The organism is Burkholderia sp. BCC1208 (assembly GCF_902833095.1).
Lineage (GTDB): Bacteria > Pseudomonadota > Gammaproteobacteria > Burkholderiales > Burkholderiaceae > Burkholderia.
The window spans coordinates 64,654-85,441 of record NZ_CADFDY010000009.1 but is presented as its reverse complement, the minus strand read 5'-3'; the positions used below and the strand labels follow the sequence as shown (position 1 = coordinate 85,441).

General features: G+C 66.3%; 21 protein-coding genes. 8 read left to right on the top strand and 13 right to left on the bottom strand.

Annotated elements, in window-relative coordinates; all coding sequences use genetic code 11:
* Positions 1-6: 6 nt before the first annotated feature.
* Positions 7-1,284, top strand: coding sequence for an MFS transporter (locus HWX09_RS21835; RefSeq protein WP_034185511.1), 1,278 nt, complete (start codon positions 7-9; stop codon positions 1,282-1,284).
* Positions 1,285-1,318: 34 nt separating this feature from the next.
* On the opposite strand, the gene HWX09_RS21830 is transcribed toward HWX09_RS21835, so the two are convergent.
* The 3 genes from HWX09_RS21830 to HWX09_RS21820 all read right to left on the bottom strand — a co-directional run bounded on the left by HWX09_RS21830 (position 1,319) and on the right by HWX09_RS21820 (position 5,092).
* On the bottom strand, positions 1,319-2,095 hold the full coding sequence (locus HWX09_RS21830; protein ID WP_027786187.1) for a GNAT family N-acetyltransferase: 777 nt from the start codon (positions 2,093-2,095) through the stop codon (positions 1,319-1,321).
* Positions 2,096-2,297: 202 nt separating this feature from the next.
* Positions 2,298-3,458: an AraC family transcriptional regulator gene (locus HWX09_RS21825; protein WP_027786188.1), complete on the bottom strand. Its 1,161-nt coding sequence runs from the start codon at positions 3,456-3,458 to the stop codon at positions 2,298-2,300.
* The gene (locus HWX09_RS21820) at positions 3,458-5,092 is read right to left on the bottom strand and encodes an AMP-binding protein (RefSeq protein ID WP_027786189.1); all 1,635 of its coding nucleotides are present in this window, start codon (positions 5,090-5,092) and stop codon (positions 3,458-3,460) included. Before HWX09_RS21820 ends, HWX09_RS21825 begins: the two co-directional genes overlap by 1 nt.
* A gap of 311 nt (positions 5,093-5,403) precedes the next feature.
* Between HWX09_RS21820 and HWX09_RS21815 the strand changes: the two genes are divergently transcribed.
* Positions 5,404-6,504, top strand: a complete 1,101-nt coding sequence (locus HWX09_RS21815; protein WP_027786190.1) for an AraC family transcriptional regulator — start codon at positions 5,404-5,406, stop codon at positions 6,502-6,504.
* A gap of 15 nt (positions 6,505-6,519) precedes the next feature.
* Here the strand turns inward: HWX09_RS21815 and HWX09_RS21810 are convergent, their stop codons facing one another.
* The 6 genes from HWX09_RS21810 to HWX09_RS21785 all read right to left on the bottom strand — a co-directional run bounded on the left by HWX09_RS21810 (position 6,520) and on the right by HWX09_RS21785 (position 11,504).
* The gene (locus tag HWX09_RS21810; RefSeq protein ID WP_027786191.1) at positions 6,520-8,022 is read right to left on the bottom strand and encodes a HAMP domain-containing sensor histidine kinase; all 1,503 of its coding nucleotides are present in this window, start codon (positions 8,020-8,022) and stop codon (positions 6,520-6,522) included.
* Positions 8,022-8,732 carry a response regulator transcription factor gene (locus HWX09_RS21805; protein ID WP_027786192.1) on the bottom strand — a complete coding sequence of 237 codons (711 nt, stop codon included), beginning with the start codon at positions 8,730-8,732 and terminating at the stop codon, positions 8,022-8,024. Before HWX09_RS21805 ends, HWX09_RS21810 begins: the two co-directional genes overlap by 1 nt.
* Positions 8,733-9,165: 433 nt before the next feature.
* Positions 9,166-9,525, bottom strand: a complete 360-nt coding sequence (locus HWX09_RS21800; protein WP_027786193.1) for an avidin/streptavidin family protein — start codon at positions 9,523-9,525, stop codon at positions 9,166-9,168.
* A gap of 81 nt (positions 9,526-9,606) precedes the next feature.
* Positions 9,607-9,753 (bottom strand): hypothetical protein, encoded by a 147-nt coding sequence (locus HWX09_RS21795; protein WP_155257382.1) that lies wholly within the window; start codon positions 9,751-9,753, stop codon positions 9,607-9,609.
* A 214-nt stretch (positions 9,754-9,967) separates the two neighbouring features.
* Complete coding sequence (locus HWX09_RS21790; RefSeq protein WP_027786194.1) at positions 9,968-10,795, bottom strand: hypothetical protein; 828 nt, start codon at positions 10,793-10,795, stop codon at positions 9,968-9,970.
* A 121-nt stretch (positions 10,796-10,916) separates the two neighbouring features.
* The gene (locus HWX09_RS21785) at positions 10,917-11,504 is read right to left on the bottom strand and encodes a tetratricopeptide repeat protein (RefSeq protein ID WP_027786195.1); all 588 of its coding nucleotides are present in this window, start codon (positions 11,502-11,504) and stop codon (positions 10,917-10,919) included.
* Between the two features lie 415 nt (positions 11,505-11,919).
* Between HWX09_RS21785 and HWX09_RS21780 the strand changes: the two genes are divergently transcribed.
* The 4 genes from HWX09_RS21780 to HWX09_RS21765 all read left to right on the top strand — a co-directional run bounded on the left by HWX09_RS21780 (position 11,920) and on the right by HWX09_RS21765 (position 16,060).
* Positions 11,920-12,522, top strand: coding sequence for a TetR/AcrR family transcriptional regulator (locus HWX09_RS21780; RefSeq protein ID WP_027786196.1), 603 nt, complete (start codon positions 11,920-11,922; stop codon positions 12,520-12,522).
* 131 nt (positions 12,523-12,653) lie between these two features.
* Positions 12,654-13,946 carry a divalent metal cation transporter gene (locus HWX09_RS21775; RefSeq protein ID WP_027786197.1) on the top strand — a complete coding sequence of 431 codons (1,293 nt, stop codon included), beginning with the start codon at positions 12,654-12,656 and terminating at the stop codon, positions 13,944-13,946.
* 328 nt (positions 13,947-14,274) lie between these two features.
* Positions 14,275-14,556 carry a hypothetical protein gene (locus tag HWX09_RS21770; protein ID WP_027786198.1) on the top strand — a complete coding sequence of 94 codons (282 nt, stop codon included), beginning with the start codon at positions 14,275-14,277 and terminating at the stop codon, positions 14,554-14,556.
* Between the two features lie 598 nt (positions 14,557-15,154).
* Complete coding sequence (locus HWX09_RS21765) at positions 15,155-16,060, top strand: manganese catalase family protein (protein ID WP_027786199.1); 906 nt, start codon at positions 15,155-15,157, stop codon at positions 16,058-16,060.
* A gap of 101 nt (positions 16,061-16,161) precedes the next feature.
* Here the strand turns inward: HWX09_RS21765 and HWX09_RS21760 are convergent, their stop codons facing one another.
* The 3 genes from HWX09_RS21760 to HWX09_RS21750 all read right to left on the bottom strand — a co-directional run bounded on the left by HWX09_RS21760 (position 16,162) and on the right by HWX09_RS21750 (position 18,586).
* Positions 16,162-16,449, bottom strand: coding sequence for a hypothetical protein (locus HWX09_RS21760; protein ID WP_027786200.1), 288 nt, complete (start codon positions 16,447-16,449; stop codon positions 16,162-16,164).
* 116 nt (positions 16,450-16,565) lie between these two features.
* Positions 16,566-18,188: a chaperonin GroEL gene (gene groL / locus HWX09_RS21755; protein ID WP_027786201.1), complete on the bottom strand. Its 1,623-nt coding sequence runs from the start codon at positions 18,186-18,188 to the stop codon at positions 16,566-16,568.
* Positions 18,189-18,268: 80 nt separating this feature from the next.
* On the bottom strand, positions 18,269-18,586 hold the full coding sequence (locus HWX09_RS21750; RefSeq protein WP_006482399.1) for a co-chaperone GroES: 318 nt from the start codon (positions 18,584-18,586) through the stop codon (positions 18,269-18,271).
* A 242-nt stretch (positions 18,587-18,828) separates the two neighbouring features.
* Here HWX09_RS21750 and HWX09_RS33670 point away from each other — a divergent pair, with 242 nt between their 5' ends.
* Together HWX09_RS33670 and HWX09_RS21740 are read left to right on the top strand one after the other, a co-directional pair.
* Positions 18,829-19,353 carry a hypothetical protein gene (locus HWX09_RS33670; RefSeq protein WP_227789563.1) on the top strand — a complete coding sequence of 175 codons (525 nt, stop codon included), beginning with the start codon at positions 18,829-18,831 and terminating at the stop codon, positions 19,351-19,353.
* Positions 19,347-19,631: a hypothetical protein gene (locus HWX09_RS21740; protein ID WP_027786202.1), complete on the top strand. Its 285-nt coding sequence runs from the start codon at positions 19,347-19,349 to the stop codon at positions 19,629-19,631. Before HWX09_RS33670 ends, HWX09_RS21740 begins: the two co-directional genes overlap by 7 nt.
* Before the next feature lie 336 nt (positions 19,632-19,967).
* Here the strand turns inward: HWX09_RS21740 and HWX09_RS21735 are convergent, their stop codons facing one another.
* On the bottom strand, positions 19,968-20,504 hold the full coding sequence (locus tag HWX09_RS21735) for a hemerythrin domain-containing protein (protein WP_034185512.1): 537 nt from the start codon (positions 20,502-20,504) through the stop codon (positions 19,968-19,970).
* Between the last annotated feature and the right edge of the window lie 284 nt (positions 20,505-20,788).

Here is a 20,788-nt window from a genome sequence, read left to right as displayed (position 1 = left end):
AGCACGATGACGTCAACGAGAAATGTCGAGCAGGTGTCGCAACCCGCGGTATCCGGCCCGTCCTGGTATGCGGAACTCGGTCCTGCGGGCAGGCGCACGTTCAACGCGTCGTTCGCCGGGTGGGTAACCGATGCATTCGATTTCATGGTGTTCAGCTTCGTGCTGGCTTCGCTGATCGACCTCTGGGGGCTCGATCGCGGCAAGGCAGGCCTGCTGGGCACCGTGACGCTGATTTTCTCGTCGATCGGCGGATGGATCGCCGGCATCCTGGCGGATCGATACGGGCGGGTCAAGGTCCTGCAAGGGACCATCCTGTGGTTCTCGGTCTGTACGCTCGCGATTGGCTTCGCAGGGAATTTCGAGCAGATCTTCGTCCTGCGCGCGTTGCAAGGGCTCGGCTTCGGCGGCGAATGGGCCGTCGGCGCCGTGCTGATCGGCGAGATCGTCTCGCCCGCCCATCGCGGCAAGGTGGTCGGCCTGGTGCAGAGCGGCTGGGCCGTCGGGTGGGGTATCGCGGCGATTCTCTACAGCATCGCGTTTTCCGTGCTGCCCGAGACGCTCGCCTGGCGCAGCCTTTTCTGGGTGGGGATCCTGCCCGCGTTGCTCGTCCTGTACATCCGCAGGAATGTGCCGGAACCCGACGTGTTCGCGCACGCGGCCGCCACCCGGCAACAAGGCGCCGGCCGGCCCTCGGCATGGGTCATCTTCTCCCGTTCGCAGTTGCGGCGCACGGTACTGGCCGCACTGCTCTGCACCGGCATCCAGGGCGGCTTCTATGCGATGTCCATCTGGCTGCCGACCTTCCTCAAGATCGAGCGGCATCTTTCCGTGCTCAACACGGGCGCTTATCTGTTCGTGATCATCGTGGGGTCGTTTTGCGGCTACGTCGTCGGCGCGTACCTTTCCGACTATTGGGGGCGGCGCCGCAACTTCATGTTGTTTTCGGCGCTGTCGCTCGTATCGGTATGCCTGTACCTGACGCTTCCGCTGTCCAACGCGCAGATGCTCTGGCTCGGGTTTCCCCTGGGATTTTCCTCGTGCGGCATCTTCAGCGGGGTCGGTGCGTACCTGACGGAATTGTTTCCGTCGGGCTTCCGCGCGAATGCCCAGAGCTTCACCTATAACTTCGGCCGCGGAATCGGCGCCTTGTTTCCGAGTCTGGTCGGGATGTTGAGCCACTCGATCGGGCTGGCGATGGCCATCGCGATCTTTTCAGGGGCGGCCTATGGCGTGGTGCTGCTGGCGGTTCTCCTGTTACCGGAGACCAAAGCCCGATCGCTTTGAATGTTCTTCGTCGAATATTCGCCCCCCGCTGTCACTAGCCGACGTACACCTGCCACGCCTCGCCGGCGGCAAAGCCCATCGACTCGTACACGTGGTGCCCCGCCGGCGTGCAATGCAGAAACGCGGTATGCGCGCCTTTGGCGACCGCGGCGTTCAATACCGCCTGGGTCGCCGCTCGCGCGTAGCCTCGTCGCCGATACGCGGGAACGGTCGACACATTGAATACCCCAACCTGATCGTTGCGCAGGACACCGAATGATGTCGCAACCGGAATGCCGGCCCATTCCACCAGAAAGCCCATCATCCCGTCCGACTCCAGAACCGCCGGTGCGCTCAGCCGTCGAAACACCGGGCCCGGCGCCTCGTAGCCCGCGGCAAGCGTGCTGTTGTACCGTTCGCTGTCCGCTGCCTCCACCTGACGCACGACCACACGGCCATCGCCGGCTGCCGGTGCAGCGGCGCCATCCAGCCGCTTCGTCATGAACGGCAGCGCGACGCATTGCGTCAGACCGTATTCGCCCGCGATTCGTCGAATTGCCGCGGCTTGCGTGCCGACGGCGCGTGTCTGGATACTCCACGGCAATTCGCAATCCCTGAACGATTCGGCAAAGCGCCTGATCTCCTCGACGTCGGGCTCGCGCGTCATGCCGATCACCGCATTGAGTACGGGCACGGGCGCGCCACTGTAGATCGACTTCGTTCCGTGCACGCCCGTCGTCACGGAACCCACGTCCTGCAAGCGGCAAAACGCATCGATCGATTCGTGCCACGCGGCGACGGAAGCATCCAGCGTATCGGTGTATGAGCGCATTTCGTTCCTGGAACAGTGTCGATGGCAGATCTATCGACAACACGCGAATCACGGATTTATTCCGCGTCCGCATCGCAGGGCGGGTCGCCGCTTCGGAGATTCCGCGATTCGCTTCCATCGCGAAGGGAGCCGGTTATGGGAACCGCCGATGGGAGCCAGCCATGGGAACCGTCTTCGAAACGACGACGGCACGCGCCGCGCGCTACGCGCGCCGCCGATACGTCCCCGGCGTACTCCCCGTCCAGTGCCGGAACGCGCGATGAAACGCGCTCGGATCGTCGAAGCCGATGTCGGCGCCGATCGCCGCGATCGTGTCGGGCGTATCGGTCAGCCGCTGGATCGCGATGTCGCGCCGCAGTTCGTCCTTGAGCACCTGGAACGTCGTCCCTTCGGCCGCGAGATGGCGGCTCAGCGTGCGCACCGAACAATGCAGGTGCTCGGCCGCCTGGTCGATCACGGGCAGGTCGGGCAGCGCCGCCGACAGGTACTGCCGCACGCGATGGCACACGAGCTGTTCGCTGAACGATTCGAAGATCCAGTCGCCGGGCGCGCGAGAGAGAAACTTGCCCAGGTTGCGCTTGCTCTGCCGGATCGGCGCGCCGAGGTAATCCGCGCTGAAGCGCATCAGCGTGCGCTCGCGGTCGAACTGCACGGAGCCGGTGAAGAAGTACAGGTGATCGACCGCGTGGCGCGGCCGCGGGCACGCGAACTCGATCTGCAGCAGCGGAATTTTCTGCCCGATCAGCCACGAGCACACGCCGTGCACCAGCTTGAGCATCAGCTCCTGGCCGAGCGCACCGATCGGCCCGATGGCGTCGTTCGGGCGCAGCAGCACCTGCGCGACGAGATCGTCGCGCTTCGATTCGACGAAGAAGTCGTCGAGCAGAATATGGAAGAATTGGCCGAAACGATGCAGCGCCGTTTCGAGGTTGCGCGCATCGAGCAGGCTCAGGCACAGATACTTCAGCGTGCCGCCGCGCAGCGGACGCGAGAAAATGCCGGGCATCTCGTCGTCGAGATCGATCGCGAGCGTGCGGTACAGCGTCGAGAACTGCTCCTCCGTCACGCGCGCGTGCGGCTCGCCGAGCAGCTCGATCGGAATGCCGGCGCCGCGCAGGTAGCGCTCGACCACGTCGCGCTGCACGCCCGCGCTCGCGAGAAAGCCGTTGACGAGCGAGATCGGCACCGTCGCGCTCGGCGACGGCAGCGCACGCCCGGGCCGGGCGGAAAGTGAATCTGAGCCGGTCATCACGTCCCCGTCGATCGAACCGACCGCATTGTACTTGAGCGGGCCGCGCGCCACCTTCCGGGTCTTCGGTGCACCGGGCCGCGCAGCCGCGACCGCGCGACGCGTCGCCCTCATCAGTCGGCGCGGCTGAGTTCCCGGCGCAGGATCTTGCCGACCGTCGACTTCGGCAACCGGTCGACGAAGCGAACCAGCTTCGGCACCTTGTACGCGGCCAGGCTCGCGCGGCAATGCGCGACGAGCGGCGCTTCCGTCACGTCGGCGTCCGGCGCCAGCACCACGAACAGCTTGACGGCCTCGCCCGTGCGCGGGTCCGGCACGCCGATGCACGCGCATTCGGCAACACCCGGCAGCGCGGTCGCCACCGCTTCCACCTCGTTCGGATACACGTTGAAGCCCGACACGATGATCATGTCCTTCTTGCGGTCGACGATCCGCAGGAAGCCGGCCGCGTCGAACGTGCCGACGTCGCCGGTGCGGAAATAGCCGTCCGCCGTGAACGCGGCCGCGTTGGCGTCCGGTTTGCGCCAGTAGCCGCTCATCACCTGCGGCCCCTTCACGCAGATCTCGCCCGCTTCGCCGATCGCCACCTCGCGATCCTGCTCGTCGAGCAGCTTCACGTCGGTCGACGGCAGCGGCAGGCCCGTGGTGCCCGTGAACCTGTCGATCGACTGCAGGTTGAACGACACGACCGGCGACGTTTCCGACAGCCCGTAGCCCTCGCGGATGAAATTGCCCGTCACCGCCTTCCAGCGTGCCGAGATCACGTCGATTACCGCCGCCCCGCCGCCGGCCGACAACTTCAGCCGCGACCAGTCGACCTCCTTCAGGCGCGGATGGCCGGCCAGCCCCGCGTACAGCGTGTTCACGCCGACGAACACCGTGGGCCGCGCGGCCTTCAGCACGTCGACGAACCCGTCCATGTCGCGCGGATTCGCGACGAGCCAGTTCTGCGCGCCGATCGCGAAGTAGGACAGGAAGTTCACCGTCAGCGCGAAGATGTGATACAGCGGGATCGCCGTGACGACGACCTCTTCGCCCGGCTGGCGCGCATCCGGCACGATCGCCGCGAACTGCGCGACGTTCGCGACGAGGTTGCGATGCGACAGCGCCGCGCCCTTCGACAAGCCGGTCGTGCCACCGGTGTATTGCAGCAGCAGCAGGTCCGCGCCGCGCAGCGCAACCGGCTCGCACGCGAGCGATTCGCCGGCGGCGATGGCGTGCGCGAGCGCGGTCGAACCGGGCGGCAGTGCGTCGCACGTGCCCGCCGGCGCATCGACGGCGCCGAGATCCTCGCGCCCCACGCTCAGCACGGTGCGCACGCGCGTGCCGCCGACCACCTCCGCGAACGTGCCCATCGACCCGCCGCAGACGATCGCCGCCTCGACTTCCGCGTCGTTGAGCTGATGCTCGAGCTCGCGCGCGGTGTAGTGCGGATTCACGTTGACCTGGATCGCGCCGATCTTCGCGACGGCGACGAACACGACCGGAAACGCCAGCACGTTGGGCAGCATCACGGCCACGCGATCGCCCTTACGCACGCCGACGACCTGCTGCAGATACGCGGCCAGCGCGGTCGACAGGCGCTCGACGTCGGCATAGGTGAGCGTGCGGCCGAACGCATGGAACGCCGGACGGTCGGCGAAGCGGCGCATCGCGTCGTCCAGCAGCGCGCTGACGGAAGGATGGCGATCGGCGTCGATCTCGGCGGGGATCGAGCCGTACGACCCGGTCCAGTGTCTCTTCGTCATGTCTCACTCCTTGGGGGCGGCACGCCAGCCTGCGCGCCGTTCGCACGGAGGCCTGCACGCCGGAAGGACGCGGGCCGCCGCCTGAGCGGCGACTATCGCCCGCGCGACGCGCTTTGCAAATGATCCGGGCGGCCGAAAACATGATCGAAACGGACACGCGGATGCGCCCGTCCACGTAGCTTCACGCGGCGAACGCCCGCCCGATCGGGCCGTACCGTCAGCCCATCAGGGTGAACCCTGTGGCGGACGGGATCGTTCCCGCGCAGAATTGCAGGCCGTCAACGATATCGATTCGGACGCAGGATCCCGCCATGTCGCGCAGTGCGCTGTTGAAACCGACGGACGCCCGTCCCCCCCGGCTGCCCGACGCCGAAGCCGCCCACGCGTTGCGCGCGCAGCGCTTCACGCCGGCCAAGCTGGCCGTGCTGGTCGACGTGGCCGCGCAAGCCGGCCTCGACCCGGCGACGGTGCTCGCCGGCACCGGCCTCGCGCCGGCCGACGTCGCGGATCCGTTCACGCTCACGTCGCCGTTGCAGTTCCTGACGGCCGCGCGCAACGCGGTCGGCCGGTACGACGGACCCGACCTCGGCGTGCGCGTCGGCCGCCTGCTGCGCGCGTCGAGCTACGGCATGTACGGCTACGCGATGCTGTGCTCGGAATCGCTCGCGCGCGCGTTCGATTCGGCCGTCAAATATCACCGGCTCGCGAACGGCATGCTGCCGATCCGCTGGGTCGAACAGGGCGACACCGCGTCGTGGCTGTTTCCGGACCGCCACGAAGTCGCGCTACCCGATCTCGACGAGCCGCTGTACCGTTTCCTGATCGACATGCAGTTCGCGCTGCACGTGACGATCATCAAGGACGTGATGGGCGGATGGTGTGTGCCCGCGCGCGCGCAGTTCGCGCAGCCGCGGCCGCCGCACGGGGCGCTGCTGGCCGACGCGCTCGAATGCCCGATCGCGTTCGACCAGCCGCATCACGTGCTCAGCTATCCGGCGGCATGGCTCACGCGCGCGCCGCAGCTCGCGAATCCGATCACGGCCGCGCAGGTGTCGTCGCACTGCGCGCGGTTGCTCGACGAATTGCGCAGCCAGTCGGGCATCACGCGACGCGTCTACGAGGAGCTCACCCGCACGCCGGGACAATTTCCGGACATCGACGCGATCGCCGGGATCCTGTGCATGACCTCGCGCACGCTGCGCCGCAAGCTCGAAGCCGAAGGCACGTCGTACAGCGAACTGCTGACGAGCGTGCGCAAGGCGCTCGCGATCGACTACCTCGGCACGACCACGCTCAGCACCGAGGACATCGCGCTGACGCTCGGCTTCAGCGATGCCGTGGGATTCCGCCACGCGTTCAAGCGCTGGACCGGCACGACGCCGAGCGACGTGCGGCGCAAGCGCGGCGGCTGACGCCGCCGACCGCGCTCAGCGTGCGTCGCCCGCCGCCGGCGACGCAACCGTCAGCGCAAACTCGAACACCGCGCCGCGCCCGGGCCGGTCGACGAGCCGGATGCCGCTGCCGTTGAGCACCAGCATCCGGTGCACGATCAACAGGCCGAGCCCGCCGCTCGTCGCCGTGCCGCCGCTCATCGGCCGCTGCGGCCGTTGGAACAGCCCTTCGCGCCGCGCCGGCGGAATCCCTTCGCCGGTATCCGACACGGTCACGACCACGCGGTCGCCCTGCGGCTCCAGCGCGATCTCGACCTCGCCGTGCGAAGGCGTGTGCCGCAGCGCGTTGTCGAGCAGGTTGGTCAGCACCCGCTCGATCATCCCGAGATCGGCCGACACGGCCGGCACGCGCGGCGGCATCCGCGCATGCAGCGCGACGCCGCGCGACTGCGCGGCCAGCTCGAATTTCTGGAACACGTCCTGCACGAGATCGACGAGCGAGAACGGCTCGCGCTCGGCCTGCACGCCGCCCGATTCGAGCCGCGCGAGCTCGAACAGCGCCTGCGCGAGCCGCCCGACCTTCGCGCTCTGCGCGAGCGCGATCGACAGGTAGCGCCGCCGTTCGGGCTCGGCCAGCGTGTCGGCCTTCAGTGACAGCGTCTCCAGATAACCGTGCAGCGACGTGAGCGGCGTGCGCAGGTCGTGCGAGATGTTCGTGATCAGTTCGCGCCGCTGCTGGTCCTGGCGCGTCAATGCGCGCCACTGGTCGCCGATCCGGTCGGCCATCTGCGCGAACGCGGATTCGAGCACCGCGATGTCGTCGCCGCGACGGCTCGGCGGCAAGCGCAGCACCGGCGGCGGCGTGTCGGGCGCGCCGGGTGCACCGTTCGCGTCGAAGCCGCGCATCGCGGCCGTCAGCCGGCGCAGCGGGCGCGTGATGAAGCTGAATGCGACGAGGCCCGCGAGCAGGCCGAGCAGCGCGACGATCGCCATCGACCACAGCGTCGTGCGCAGCACGTTGCCGGCGTCGACGCGCGCGGCGAGCCGGTCGTGCGCCTCGCCGAGCAACACCACGTAGATGTAGCCCGATGGCGGTTGCCCGGCGCGCTGCAGCGGCGCGGCGCTGAACACCTTGCGCGCGTCCGGGCTGCGCGGGTCATCGCCGAGGATCGGCAGCGGCTGGCCCGCGATGAAGCGCTGTACGGGCGCGAGATCGACGCGGTCGCGCTTGACGTGGCCCGGCGGCGCGTCGTCGCCCTTGATGCGCCCCGCGTTGTCGAGCAGATACACCTCGACGCTCGGGTTCACGCCCATCAACTGCCCGAACAGCGTGCGCACGGCGTCGGGGCGCAACCCGTTCGCGTCCATCAGCGGCGCGCTGCCGGCGATGTTGGCGGCCAGGTCGCGCGACAGCGCCTGCACGACTTCCTTCTCGCGCATGTCGTTCGCGCGGATCTGCAGCCACGCCGACGCGCCCGAGCACGCGAGCAGCAGGATCGAGAATACGAGCGACAGCCGCTGGGGGAGCGTGAGCTTCATCATGCGTCCGGCGCGGCGAGCTTGTAGCCGCGCCCCCACACGGTGAGGATCCGCACGGGCTCGGCCGGATCGGCCTCGATCTTCGCGCGCAGCCGGTTGATATGGGTATTGACCGTGTGTTCGTAGCCTTCATGCTGATAGCCCCACACGGCGTTCAGCAGGTCCATCCGCGAGAACACCTTGCCCGGATGCCGCGCGAAGAAATACAGCAGGTCGAATTCGCGCGGCGTGAGGTCGATGCGTGCGCCGTCGACGCTCGCCTCGCGCGCGATCGGGTCGATCGCCAGCCCCGCGACGTCGAGCGTGCCCGCGTCGATCCGCGAATCGCGCGCGAGCGCATCGACGCGCCGCAGCAGCGCCTTCACGCGCGCGACGAGTTCGAGCATCGAGAACGGCTTCGCGAGGTAGTCGTCGGCACCGAGTTCGAGGCCGAGGATCCGGTGCACCTCGCTCGACCGCGCGCTCGTGATGATGATCGGCGTGTAGCGCGTCATCGCCCGCGCACGCCGGCAGATTTCGAGGCCGTCGACGCCCGGCAGCATCAGGTCGAGGATCAGCGCATCCCAGCCGCCCTGTTCGAGCAGGCGCAACCCGTCGGCGCCGTCCGCGGTGTGCACGACCTCGTAACGCTCGTCGCGCAGGTGCAGGCTCAGCACGTCGGCAATGTCGGCGTCGTCCTCGACGATCAGGATACGTTTCGGTTGGTCCATGGCGGTGGGCGGCGGCACGTCGGAGCGGGGATGGGGCACGGTTGTCGGGCGGCGATCGAAGCCGGCGCGAAGCGCGGCGGAAGGCCGCGCTGCCGCCATTGTGCAAAATTTTGCGGTCGCGAGTGATCACATTTCGTTTATATCTGGATCGTGCCCGTGATGTGCGCCAATATCGGCAAGGCTTCCCGCCGTCAAAAGTGCGGTGGCATTCGACTGTGTGGCCGAGCAGCATCTTGGGCTGCTCGACTCCTACGGCATCGCGAAAGTGCTCGACATGCTGCTCTCCTCACTGAGGCGCGAGGCTGCACGGGGCGGCCGGACCCGGTCGCGACGTTCTGCACGAACCTGCATGCCGCGCGCATGGCCGCGCCGTTCGAGCCGGCGACGGGCATCGCGGCTTACAATCGCTCCGAACCACGATTTTGCGGGTACGTTACGCGGCGACTCTTTGGAATGTATCCGCATTGGTCTGGACGGCATGTGCCCATCCAAACTCCGACGATCGCGAGCCTTGCCGAGGCGCCTTGCTGGTCACGACATGCCATACCGTCTCCAGCTTGCCGTCACGCAGCATGCCGGTGAAAGAACAGATCGCGGTAGCTACGTCATTCGACATGCCGAACGCGAAGTTGATGCAATCGCCAAACCAGACGCCTGAGACAGGCAGATCGTGACCGAAGAAGGCGCTGTCCTGCAACGCGGTGCTGAATACGCCACGGATGGCGCCCTCCTCGTCGTCCGTGATGGAAAGCGTGGAGCCGTATTGATTACGCCACGTACCGATCCAGGTCATGACACACCTCCGGAGTATTTGATCGCGCGCGAACGGGCCGGGCATTCCTGGTGCCAGCGCCTTCTCGCGGCTATCGGGCGCTCAAAGCCAGCGCCGCGCATGGGCGAGCACCGTTGTGATGGCAGAACTGGCGCGAATCCGGCAATAGCGAAGAATCGCCAGCGCCCACGGCGCCGACATGACGATCAAAAAGTATAGACGCTCGTCGGACGATATGAGGCGCTGCATATAGCGATCCGGCAAGTGAAGACGCTTTTGTTCGTCACCTGATTGATCACGATACGCAGTCCGGAGCGAAGACCCGCCTGCGTCGACATGTGTCGATCAGGGGGCCCGCACGTGTTCCAATTGCGCCTGCGCTCGCCGCGACGGCGTCGAGGAGATGTCGAGCAACTTTCTCGCCTGAACCGCTCGGCCGGCGGCCCCCGCCGGCCCCACGACGTCAGTTGACCTGGAGCTGACCGCCGCGGCCAAGGCCGCCCTTGACGTCCTGCGCCTTGTAGCTGCGCAGCGCGACGACCATCTTGTTGTATGCATCGATGAACGCGACGACCGTCGCCTTGCCTTCCGGCGTCGACGAAAAGCCTGCGAGCGCACCGCCCACGCCGCCGCCGAAGCCACCCAGCGCCGCGCCGTAGTTGGTCGCCGTCGAGCTGCCTTCCGACGCCGCGATCTGCACCGCCGAGCGCACGTCGAACAGCGTCAGCGTCACGACCGACGCCTTCGTCTGCAGGTGGCCCGCCACCGCCGCGATCGCGCTGTTGCCGATCAGCCCGCCGATCATGCTGCCGATCCCGGCGATCGGCGAGTCGTTGATCACGATCTGCGGCTCCATGTAGTAGTCGGCCGCGACCCGCTGCCCCTTCTGCTGCTTCGAGCCCGCGCGGTATTCGCCCGAGCTGCGCTGCAACTGCGTGATGCGCGACAGGCGCGCGTCGCTCTTCTGGTTGCCGATCGACGTGATCACGAAGCAGTTCGACTGCTGCACCGCCAGGCGCAGCAGCGGGTCGATCGTCGTCATCTTGGTCGCGCTGCCGAACGGGCCCCACCAGTCGGCGTTGCGGCCGTCATCGACCGCGATCGTGCCGAGCGGCGACGTGCAGCGCTGCAGCCCCGAATCGGCGCCGGCGCTCGCGCCGCCTGCTGCCGCGCCCGTCACGCCGGCGTTCTGCCCGCCGGGCGTCACCACGCCGCCGCACCCCGCGACGGACGCGCCAAGCGCTGCAACCAGCGCACCTTGAATGAGACGTTGGGAAAGGTTGGTCTTCATGTCGTTGTCGATCGATTAGAGTCGTTGTTCGGCTTATGTGTCCGTGCGAACTTCGATAAGCCCCCCGGCGTGGCGCGCGATGGTGGTCTCCCCGCGGCTGCCCCCGTTGCTTCAGGCTCGGTCAGTAGTACCAGGACGTCTGATTCCAGACGCCGTAGTACGGATAGCCCGAATACCAGTAGCCGTAATAGACATCACGCCATTGCGTGCGCCATTTCCAGTCGTCTTCGTCTCCCTTCTTCGCCTTGCGCGCGAGCTCGAGCAGCTTTTTCGATTCCTTGTCGCCGCGAGCCGCCGCGATCGACAGCCACTTCTCCGCTTCGCGCGCATCCGAGCCCATTTCCTCGAGGCCGAACAGGTAGAAACTGCCGAGGGCCTTCTGCGCGTTCAGGTCGCCGTGTTCGGCGGCCTCGCGCATCCACTTGAGGGCCTGGTAGCTGTCCTGGCGCACGCCGTCGCCGCGGAAGTAGCGCAGGCCGAGGTCGTAGGCGGCCTTCGGCTGGGCTTTCGCGGTTTGCTTGAGCGCGGCGATGCGCGGATCGTCGCGGTCGTCCGAATCGTCCTTTTTTTGATAGGAGACCTGATCTTTAGGGCGATCGGAACAACCGGTGTCGTCGCAGATCCGCACGGTCCTGCTCGTGATGGACGGATCCTGCGCGCACGCGGCCAACAGCAACAGCAGCCCCGGTGCGAGTAAACGGCGAATCATTTGTGCTTTCCCCACGTTTTATTTGCGCCGGATTGCTTCGCGCGCTCGCCCGCGAGCCTGCCCCCGGCTGGTGCGGGACGCAGCGAAGATCGTGCGCGGGCCCGCATGCCAAGGCTCTCTCAGGTTCTCTTGTCGACTTGAAACATCGTTGCAGCATCCGATGCGGCGAAAAACGGCAAGCGGGACCCCGCCCTGTTCCGTCTCTTTAATCCGCACAATACCTACCGCTGCTTACGGTTTCCAAATGATACATATCGGTCTATCTAATAGTCAAGATAACTTGATGACCGGCTCGGCAAGCATGGTTGCCATGGCGGCAATGCCGTCGGACAGCGCCGGGAAGCCGATTCCGTTGCGCGGCACGATGCTAGAATAATCGGTCTATGCTGCTGAAATATCGAGGAGGAAGCTGTTCGTGCGAGCCAACAAACGCCAGCTGGTGGTAGACAAAGCGACCGAACTGTTCTCCAGGCACGGATTCCACCCGGTGGGCGTCGACTGGATCATCGACGATTCCGGTGTCGCCCGAATGACGCTGTACCGGCATTTCGCGAGCAAGGACGAACTGATCCGCGAAGTGCTGGTCCAGCGCTACGACCTGATCGTCGACAGCATCGACGCGCAGTTGCAGCACGTCGTCGATCCGGTCGAGCGCGTCAAGACCATCTTCGACTGGTACGCGGCATGGTTCAGGACGCCCGAATTTGCCGGCTGCCTGTTCGAGCGTGCGCTGGCCGAATTCGGCACCGCTTATGCGCCGATCTCGGATGTCGCGATCCGCTATCGTCGCAAAATGGTCGAATGGATCGCCGAACTGATCGAAGCCCTCGTGCCGGCGGAAACCGCAAACCGGCTGGCGATCGTCTTCATGATGCTGCTGGACGGCGCCACGGTCGAAGCGCGGGCGTTCAACGACTCCGCGGCTGCCGCGCGCGCGTGGCAAGCCGCGCATGTCCTTCTCGAACAGGCGATGCACGCGACGGTCTCGCCCGCCGGCGGTGCGGGTAGCTCGACGTAACGCCCGTCGCGCGCCGTCGTATCGCGGGCAAACCGGGACCGCAGGGCGTCCGCCTGGGCCGCCCCGCGCGAGGCGCCCGTCGAGCGGGCACGGCGATTGCGCCTGCTGCACTCCTCGGGAGGCGCGCCATCATGAACGACAACGATTTGCTTCAGCCCGAGCCGACGGAACCGGACCCGAACGCCGTCACGTGGGTCCGTCGCCTGGGCCCCGGCCTGATCACCGGCGCCGCCGACGACGATCCTTCCGGTATCGGCACGTACTCGCAGGCGGGCGCGCAATTCGGCTTCGAACTGCTGTGGGCGCTGCTGCTGACGTACCCGCTGATGACGGCCATCCAGCTGGTCAGCGCGCGAATCGGCCGCGTGACGGGCAAGGGCCTCGCGTCCAACATGCGCAGGCACTACCCGGGATGGCTGCTGTACGGGACCGTCGTGCTGCTGATCACGGCCAACGTGATCAACATCGCGGCCGACTTGTCGGCCATGGGTGCCGCCGTCAATTTGTTGCTGCCCGGCCCGCAACAGCTCTACATCGTGTGCCTCGGCGGCGTGTCGGTCGTACTGCAGGTTTTCGTCCCGTACGATCGCTACTCGCGATTGCTCAAATGGACGGCGCTGACGCTGCTGGCCTACGTCGCGGTCGCCCTGATCGTGCCCGTCAGCTGGGCCGAGGTCGGTCGCGCGATCGTGCGGCCGCATGCGCAGCTGAGCGCCGCTTATCTGACCACGGTCGTCGCCGTACTCGGCACGACCATCAGCCCGTATCTGTTTTTCTGGCAGGCGTCCCAGGAAGTCGAGGAATTGCGCGCCGTGCCGAATCAGAGGCCGCTGCGGCGCATGCCGGGCCAGGCGCCCGCGCAGTTGCGCCGGATCAGCTTCGATACGTGGTTCGGCATGGGCGTATCGAACGTAATTGGATTCTTCATCGTGCTGACGGCGGCAGCCACGCTCAACGCGCATCACATCGACGTCAAAACGTCGGCGGACGCCGCGCGGGCGCTCGAGCCGCTTGCCGGCCACTTCGCGTACGTGCTGTTCGCGCTCGGCATCGTCGGCACCGGCCTGCTGGCGCTGCCGGTGCTCGCGGGATCGGCCGCCTATGCGGCGGCCGGCACGTTTCGCTGGCGCAACAGTCTCGCGCTAGAACTGGGCGTCGCACCCGAATTCTATGCGGTGATCGCCCTGTCGACCGTCGGCGGAATCGCGTTCACGTTCATGCATTTCGACCCGATCCGCGCGCTTTACTGGAGTGCGGTCATCAATGGGGTGAGCGCCGTCCCGATCATGGTCGTGATGATGCTGATGGCGAGAAGCAAGCGGGTCATGGGCGAATTTGCCGTCAAAGGCCCCCTGGCATGGGGAGGATGGCTCGCGACGCTCGCGATGGCGGTCGCGGCGATGGGCGTGTTCGTGCCGGGATAAATCGCACCATATCGACCGCCGTCGGTGCCAGAAAACCCGGAATCGACGATGCCCACGGCGCGTCACCGGAACGTCATCCGTGCCGACATACCATCGACTCCGGCGCGCGAAAAACGCCGCTTCGGCCCTCCCCGGAGCGGGAACGAATCCTGCTCGTTCGACCGCGAGGTGGAGCCAATTTATTTTCTTTGACGGATTTCGTATTACCGGCGAACATTCGCGTCGATCAATCGTTAGTACCGCTCAGAAAAGAACGAAACGATGCTCGCTCATTCAATCGGGGATATTCCGCTGCTTCGCCACTTGATACCTGATCGAAGGGGAAGAAATGACACCGTTGTCCCAGAATGTGAGCATCAAACAGACAGCCGCCCTATCCAAATCGTCGCCGCTGTCGCCCGTTTTCTGGAAGCCGGATCCGCTCGTCGAAGCCGCGCCACCGGAGGCGAAATCCGTTACGCCGGATCTTCGCGATTTCTTCGCCGCCGCCGCACTGCAAGGTTTACTGTCGCGTGACGCCGGTCGCAACGTGTCCACGATCGCGGACTACGAATCGAAGCGCGCGGTCAGCGCCTATCGGCTCGCCGACGAAATGCTGAAAGCGCGATGAGCCGGCAGGCGCGCGGGGGCCGCTCGGCCCGCGCGCCTGCCGTCGTCCGACTCACCGGCAATGCGGAGGCACCGCGTTTCCGTCGCGCGTCGTCATCTGTACTCCTTTGTGAATCCGGCATCACGCGTCACCGAGACGCTCGGTCCCGCGCACCGTCGACATGCCGCACGGCGCGCATTCAGGCCGGCGTGGCGCTGCCCGGCAGGCTGTTGAAATGACAACCGCTTGAAAATCCGGCGACCAGGGTTGCGGGTCACGCGACGCGCGCCCGAGTCGCCGCCGTCTCTGCCGTATTCGCATGCGGTGTCCTTGCATCGGCGGCGGGCAGCTTCGCCCGCGAGACGCTGCCCGTCGCGCGCCGACCGCACGATTGCTGCTTCGTCGCCCGGCGCCGATCCATGCCCGGCCCGGCCACCGCCCGTCGGCACGATGCACGCGTGCCGCACGAGGAACCGCACCCGCATCCACGAGAAGCCGGGCCTGCCGCAGCCCGCACCGGTCGGCATCGCGCATGCGCTGGATCGGGCGGCCGACCATGGGATCGATTCGTGCTGTCTCGATCCGGCGAATGTCGCGCAACCCTTTCCACGGAGATGCCATGTTCATCCACAACACACGGCTTCAGTACACAGTGCGCGTGGGCGCGCCGAATCCAGGACTCGCCAATCTGCTGCTCGAGCAGTTCGGCGGCCCGCAAGGCGAGCTTGCCGCCGCGATGCGCTATTTCACGCAGGCGATCACCGAAGAGGATCCCGGCCGCAAGGACATGCTGCTCGACATCGCCACCGAGGAGCTGAGCCACCTCGAAGTGATCGGCTCGATGGCCGCGATGCTCAATCGCGGCGCCAAGGGCGAACTGGCCGAAGCGGTCGACGAACAGGCCGAGCTGTACCGCAAGCTGCACGGCGCGGGCAACGACAGCCACGTGACGCAGGTGCTGTACGGCGCGGGCGCACCGTTGACCAATTCGGGCGGCGTGCCGTGGTCGGCCGCGTACATCGACACGATCGGCGAACCGACGGCAGACCTACGCTCGAACATCGCGGCCGAAGCACGTGCGAAGATCATCTACGAGCGGCTCATCAACGTGACCGACGATCCGGATATTCGCGACGCGCTCGGCTTCCTGATGACGCGCGAGGTGTCGCACCAGATGTCGTTCGAGAAGGCGCTGTATGCGATCACCGCGAACTTCCCGCCGGGCAAGCTGCCGCCGAAGGCGCCGTACGATCACGTGTACTTCCGGATGCAGCCGGACGCCGCACCGCTGGTCGGGCCATGGAACCACGGAGGCGAACTCGAAATCCGCCCCGCCGAACCCGCGGTCGACGGCGGCAGCGGTATTCCGGAAGGCATGCTCGAGCCGCAGCAGGCGGACGCCGTCGAAGCGATGGCGCGGCGACTCGCCTCCGACCCGAACAGCGACCCGGTGACGGGTGCCGAACTCGGCACGGGCCAGCCGGCCCCCCAAGGCCGCAAGCCGGGCAAGCCGGACGGCGCCTGACTCGAAGCTCCCGGGCGCGCGCCCAGGATCCCGGCGCGCCGGCGAAGCGACAGGAAGCGCTCGATGCGTCGTCGAACGGACGGACGCGCGTTCGGCGCGCATCAGGCGCCTGCTTCGCCGGGGCCGGTCTGGTCGGTCTGGTCGGCCATCAGGTACTGGATGACCAGCGTCGGATCGGCGATGTCGAGAATCAGGCGGCGCATCACGCGCTTGCGCATATGGTCGTCATCCAGCGTCCACGGCCCCGCCGCGTCGCCGAGGTAGCGGCCGATCGCACCGCGATGGTCGCCCTCCGGCGGCAGGCCGAGCCGCGCGGCGAGCAGGCCGGCGATGACGTCGTCGAGTTCGACGTGCAGCGGCCTGGAGTCGATCGAAAGTTCGAGCTTCATGGTTGGTCTCGCAAACATGAAAAAAGCGGCGCGACGCTCCCCGCTGTCGCGCGCGCCGGGTAAAGCCGCTCCGGCCAGCGGCTGTTCGACGATCGCAGGCGGGCCTGCGATGCAGCTCAGTAGCCGAGTTCGGGCGCGGGAGCCGGCTCGGCGCTGCTCTCTTTCGGCGCTTGCGCGACAGTCGCATCGGTCGTCAGCACCAGGCTCGCGATCGACGCGGCGTTCTGCAGCGCGGTACGCGTGACCTTGGTCGGGTCGACCACGCCGGCTTCCACCAGATCGCCGTACTCGCCGGTCGCCGCGTTGTAGCCGAAGTTCCCTTTGCCTTCGAGCACCTTCGAGACCACGACCGACGGTTCGTCGCCCGCGTTGGCCGCGATGACGCGCAGCGGCGCCTCCAGCGCGCGCAGCACGATCCGGATGCCGGCGTCCTGGTCCGCATTCGCGCCCCGGATGTCCGACAGCGCCGCGCGCGCACGCAGCAGCGCGACGCCGCCGCCCGGCACGATGCCCTCCTCGACCGCCGCGCGCGTCGCATGCAGCGCATCGTCGACGCGGTCCTTCTTCTCCTTCATTTCGACTTCGGTCACTGCGCCGACCTTGATCACCGCCACGCCGCCCGCGAGCTTCGCGACACGCTCCTGCAGCTTCTCGCGATCGTAGTCGCTCGTCGCTTCGTCGATCTGCACGCGAATCGATTTCACGCGCGCATCGATGCGCGCCGCATCGCCCGCGCCGTCGATGATGATCGTATCGTCCTTGCGCACCTCGATACGCTTCGCACTGCCAAGATCCTCGAGCGTGGCCTTGTCGAGCTGCTTGCCGGTTTCCTCCGAGATGACCGTCGCACCGGTCAGGATCGCGAGATCCTCCAGCATGGCCTTGCGCCGGTCGCCGAAACCCGGCGCCTTGACGGCGGCGACCTTCAGGATGCCGCGCATCGAATTCACGACGAGTGTCGCGAGCGCTTCGGCCTCGACGTCCTCGGCGACGATCAGCAGCGGCTTGCCGGCCTTGGACGCCGCTTCGAGGATCGGCAGGAGGTCGCGGATACTGGAGATCTTCTTGTCGTGCAGCAGAATCAGCGCATCGTCGAGATACGCCGCCTGCTTCGCGGGATCGTTGATGAAATACGGGCTCACGTAACCGCGGTCGAACTGCATGCCTTCGACCACGTCGAGTTCGTTCTCCAGCGACTTGCCGTCCTCGACGGTGATCACGCCGTCCTTGCCGACCTTCTCCATCGCATCGGCAATGATCTTGCCGATCGCGTCGTCCGAGTTCGCGGAAATCGCGCCGACCTGCGCGATTTCCTTGTGGGTCGAAATCGGTCGGGACAGCTTGCGCAGCTCGTCGAGCACCGCGCCGACGGCCTTGTCGATGCCGCGCTTCAGATCCATCGGATTCATGCCGGCCGCGACGTGCTTCATGCCCTCCTGCACGATCGCCTGCGCGAGCACGGTGGCGGTGGTCGTCCCGTCGCCGGCCACGTCCGCCGTCTTCGACGCGACCTGCTTGACGATCTGCGCGCCCATGTTCTCGAAACGGTCCTGCAGCTCGATTTCCTTCGCGACCGACACGCCGTCCTTCGTGATCACGGGCGCGCCGAAACCGCGCTCGATCACGACGTTGCGGCCTTTCGGGCCGAGCGTCACCTTCACCGCGTCGGCCAGCACGTTCACGCCCTTGACGATCTGCTGGCGGGCGCCATCGCGGAATTTCACGTCTTTTACGGTCATTTTCTTGCTCCGGATACAGTCGTTGAACGGGATGCCGCGCGCATCGGGCACTCACCCGTGCGACGCGGCCGAATCGGCATTCAGGCCGCTTTCCTGGCAGCCGGCGATTCGGGTTCGAGTACGCCCATGACGTCCTCTTCGCGCATCACGAGCAGTTCCTCGCCGTTCACCTTCACGGTCTGGCCTGCATATTTGCCGAAGAGAACCTGGTCGCCGACCTGGAGCTGCAGCGGGCGCTGCGAGCCGTCCTGGAGCAGCCGGCCGCTGCCGACCGCGATCACTTCACCCTGCTCGGGCCGTTCGGCGGCCGAATCGGGAATCACGATGCCGGAGGCTGTCGTCCGCTGCTGTTCGATTCGCTTGACGATAACCCGGTCGTAGAGGGGACGAATCTGCATTTTCATCTCCTGAGCGATGAGATCACCTGGAAAAGGGAATCCGCCGGCGCCTGCACGCATAAAGACAGCGACGCACCGGCGTGCCATCGATTGGCGAAAAGCGAAATAGTGGCGCGGTAAGCGCGCTTCAAGAGGGCCAGGAAAGCGCATGTGTAACAAAATGTTTCCAACCAGAAACCGCGTTCGTCCGACCGTCGCTCGTCTCGCGATGCCCTGCGACGCGCGACGGTACGACGTCGACGGTGGCCGCGCCGGGCCGCGCGAATCATCGCAAAACGGCGCTTGAAATCCGCGCTTGCCGTCCTATTTTGGTATCGCTCAGGCAGTCGCGGCTTACGCGCTGCGTGTTTCGATTTGTTTGTCAGCGAGCCCTCTCGCGGATCGACGAACTGGAGCGCGTGGTCCGGTTCGCCCTCCGTGCGAGGTCCAACCGGGAGCGAATCATGAACGATCCTTTCTTTACCTCCGATCGGCCGACGGAAGCCGGCCGCCGGCCACGACGCGTCGCCCGCATCGTCAAGGGCCTGCCAGCCGGCCTGCGGGTCGCGCGCAACGGCAACGGTCGCTTCGCGCCGATCGGTGCTCGGGCACGCGCCGCGCGCAAGCCATTCGCGTTGCGTCGCGCGGCCCAACCCGCCGCGGTCGGCCGACCGAAGCTGCCGCGCCGTCGCGTCGTCACCGCTGGACACGTGCCGCACCCTGTTTCGTTTTTCCGCGTCACGCCTGCTGGCGGCGGTTCCGTGCGCGACGGGAGGCGGCCATGCTGAGCCCGCACGAATTCGCGACGCTGATGCTGGTGTGCCAGGCGCCCGATCAGCTCGACATGAATCGCGCCGAACTCGATGCGTTGCTCGAACGACAACTCGTCATGCTCGAACATGGCGCTCCCGGCCGCCGGCGCGCGTATCTGACGAAGAAGGGCCGATCGCTCCTCCACGCGCTCGGGGCCGATATCGCTTACCGCCGGAGCGAGGGGTCGACAGCGGAGCGAGGCGGTGGCGGTCAACACGCGGCGTCTGTCGCACTATCGGACGAGGCCGGGTAACGCGGTGTTCGGGGCAGCGGCGCGGTGGCCGGTGCATGACGGCACCGGTTGCCGTCGCTACGTCGGCCGTGGACCCATCCCTTCGCTTCGTGGAAGGGGAGCGACGATGCGGCCACGCCGCCGCGTTGCGCGACCTCGCCGGCCAATCGTCGCGAACTCTAGCAGTTCATCAGGATGTCGCTAAGACTGTCCGACGTGAGGCATCAGAAATAGTCGCTCGTCCCACACGACCGGTTGTGGGTCGGTCACGACAATCCGTGCGGCATCGTCGCCCACCCACGCGCGACACGGCAGTGGTCTATTCGCTGGCGACTACCGATATGTTTGGGTCGTCGGTCATGTCCGATCGCCGGCGTCTTTCGGTAGTCGGGCCTCCAGTTGCGCCTTTCGCTGTGCGAGCTTGCGACCAAGTCCGGCAATGTCGAGTCCCGATGAGTGTAGTTCTGGAAAGAGCTCCGTCTCCTCTTCCTTGATGTGATGCCGGACGTTTTCCATCAGTACCCTGAAAGTGGCGTCAAACCCTTCCATACCGGGCTTGAGGGTTTCGAATTTCTCGATGAGCGTCTTCACGAGGAAGTGCTCCACGTAGGCTTCGTCGACCTTCTTTTGCGGGTCGCCGGATAGCACATCGTGCGCAGCTGGGTAAAGAAATTGTTCCTCAATCATCGCGTGGACGGTCAACTCTTCGCAGGCTCTTCTAACGAGCGCGTGCTTAGCATCGAGGTCCTCGTCGGCGGTTCTTTCAAAAATAGTGAACAGCTTTTCGACCGCTCGATGGTCAGACTCAAGTAGGGCGATGGCGCCGGTCGCTGACGAACTATCAGCTTCGTCGCGGTCAGGATTGATGCGCTGCGTCTGGTTCGCGTTTGCCATGGCTGGCCCTCTGTCTAAAGGTGAATGACGGCCAGCCATTTGAGCAAAACTTGCACCTGCTCCGAAAAAGCAGCACGGACGCCGCTCTAGTCAGGCACGGTTTGCTCGCTGCTCAACGGTAACGGTGCCACTGGGCGGGTGGCAGCATGGCAAGAGTCGGAAAAGTCGGGCAGTTTCCGGGCCACGAGCAAAGACGTTCCGCCACGATCGTCAGCCACAAAATCGCGCGCCCGGCGCATCCCTATATGCGTGTTCACGTGTTGAAGTTCGTAGATACTGCTAAT

Bases quoted from the DNA above. Each gene is read 5' to 3' on its own strand.
- HWX09_RS21835 (WP_034185511.1), top strand. From the start codon at position 7: ATGACGTCAACGAGAAATGTCGAGCAGGTGTCGCAACCCGCGGTATCC.
- HWX09_RS21830 (WP_027786187.1), bottom strand. From the start codon at position 2,095: ATGCGCTCATACACCGATACGCTGGATGCTTCCGTCGCCGCGTGGCAC.
- HWX09_RS21825 (WP_027786188.1), bottom strand. From the start codon at position 3,458: ATGAGGGCGACGCGTCGCGCGGTCGCGGCTGCGCGGCCCGGTGCACCG.
- HWX09_RS21820 (WP_027786189.1), bottom strand. From the start codon at position 5,092: ATGACGAAGAGACACTGGACCGGGTCGTACGGCTCGATCCCCGCCGAG.
- HWX09_RS21815 (WP_027786190.1), top strand. From the start codon at position 5,404: ATGTCGCGCAGTGCGCTGTTGAAACCGACGGACGCCCGTCCCCCCCGG.
- HWX09_RS21810 (WP_027786191.1), bottom strand. From the start codon at position 8,022: ATGAAGCTCACGCTCCCCCAGCGGCTGTCGCTCGTATTCTCGATCCTG.
- HWX09_RS21805 (WP_027786192.1), bottom strand. From the start codon at position 8,732: ATGGACCAACCGAAACGTATCCTGATCGTCGAGGACGACGCCGACATT.
- HWX09_RS21800 (WP_027786193.1), bottom strand. From the start codon at position 9,525: ATGACCTGGATCGGTACGTGGCGTAATCAATACGGCTCCACGCTTTCC.
- HWX09_RS21795 (WP_155257382.1), bottom strand. From the start codon at position 9,753: ATGCAGCGCCTCATATCGTCCGACGAGCGTCTATACTTTTTGATCGTC.
- HWX09_RS21790 (WP_027786194.1), bottom strand. From the start codon at position 10,795: ATGAAGACCAACCTTTCCCAACGTCTCATTCAAGGTGCGCTGGTTGCA.
- HWX09_RS21785 (WP_027786195.1), bottom strand. From the start codon at position 11,504: ATGATTCGCCGTTTACTCGCACCGGGGCTGCTGTTGCTGTTGGCCGCG.
- HWX09_RS21775 (WP_027786197.1), top strand. From the start codon at position 12,654: ATGAACGACAACGATTTGCTTCAGCCCGAGCCGACGGAACCGGACCCG.
- HWX09_RS21770 (WP_027786198.1), top strand. From the start codon at position 14,275: ATGACACCGTTGTCCCAGAATGTGAGCATCAAACAGACAGCCGCCCTA.
- HWX09_RS21765 (WP_027786199.1), top strand. From the start codon at position 15,155: ATGTTCATCCACAACACACGGCTTCAGTACACAGTGCGCGTGGGCGCG.
- HWX09_RS21760 (WP_027786200.1), bottom strand. From the start codon at position 16,449: ATGAAGCTCGAACTTTCGATCGACTCCAGGCCGCTGCACGTCGAACTC.
- groL (WP_027786201.1), bottom strand. From the start codon at position 18,188: ATGACCGTAAAAGACGTGAAATTCCGCGATGGCGCCCGCCAGCAGATC.
- HWX09_RS21750 (WP_006482399.1), bottom strand. From the start codon at position 18,586: ATGCAGATTCGTCCCCTCTACGACCGGGTTATCGTCAAGCGAATCGAA.
- HWX09_RS21740 (WP_027786202.1), top strand. From the start codon at position 19,347: ATGCTGAGCCCGCACGAATTCGCGACGCTGATGCTGGTGTGCCAGGCG.
- HWX09_RS21735 (WP_034185512.1), bottom strand. From the start codon at position 20,504: ATGGCAAACGCGAACCAGACGCAGCGCATCAATCCTGACCGCGACGAA.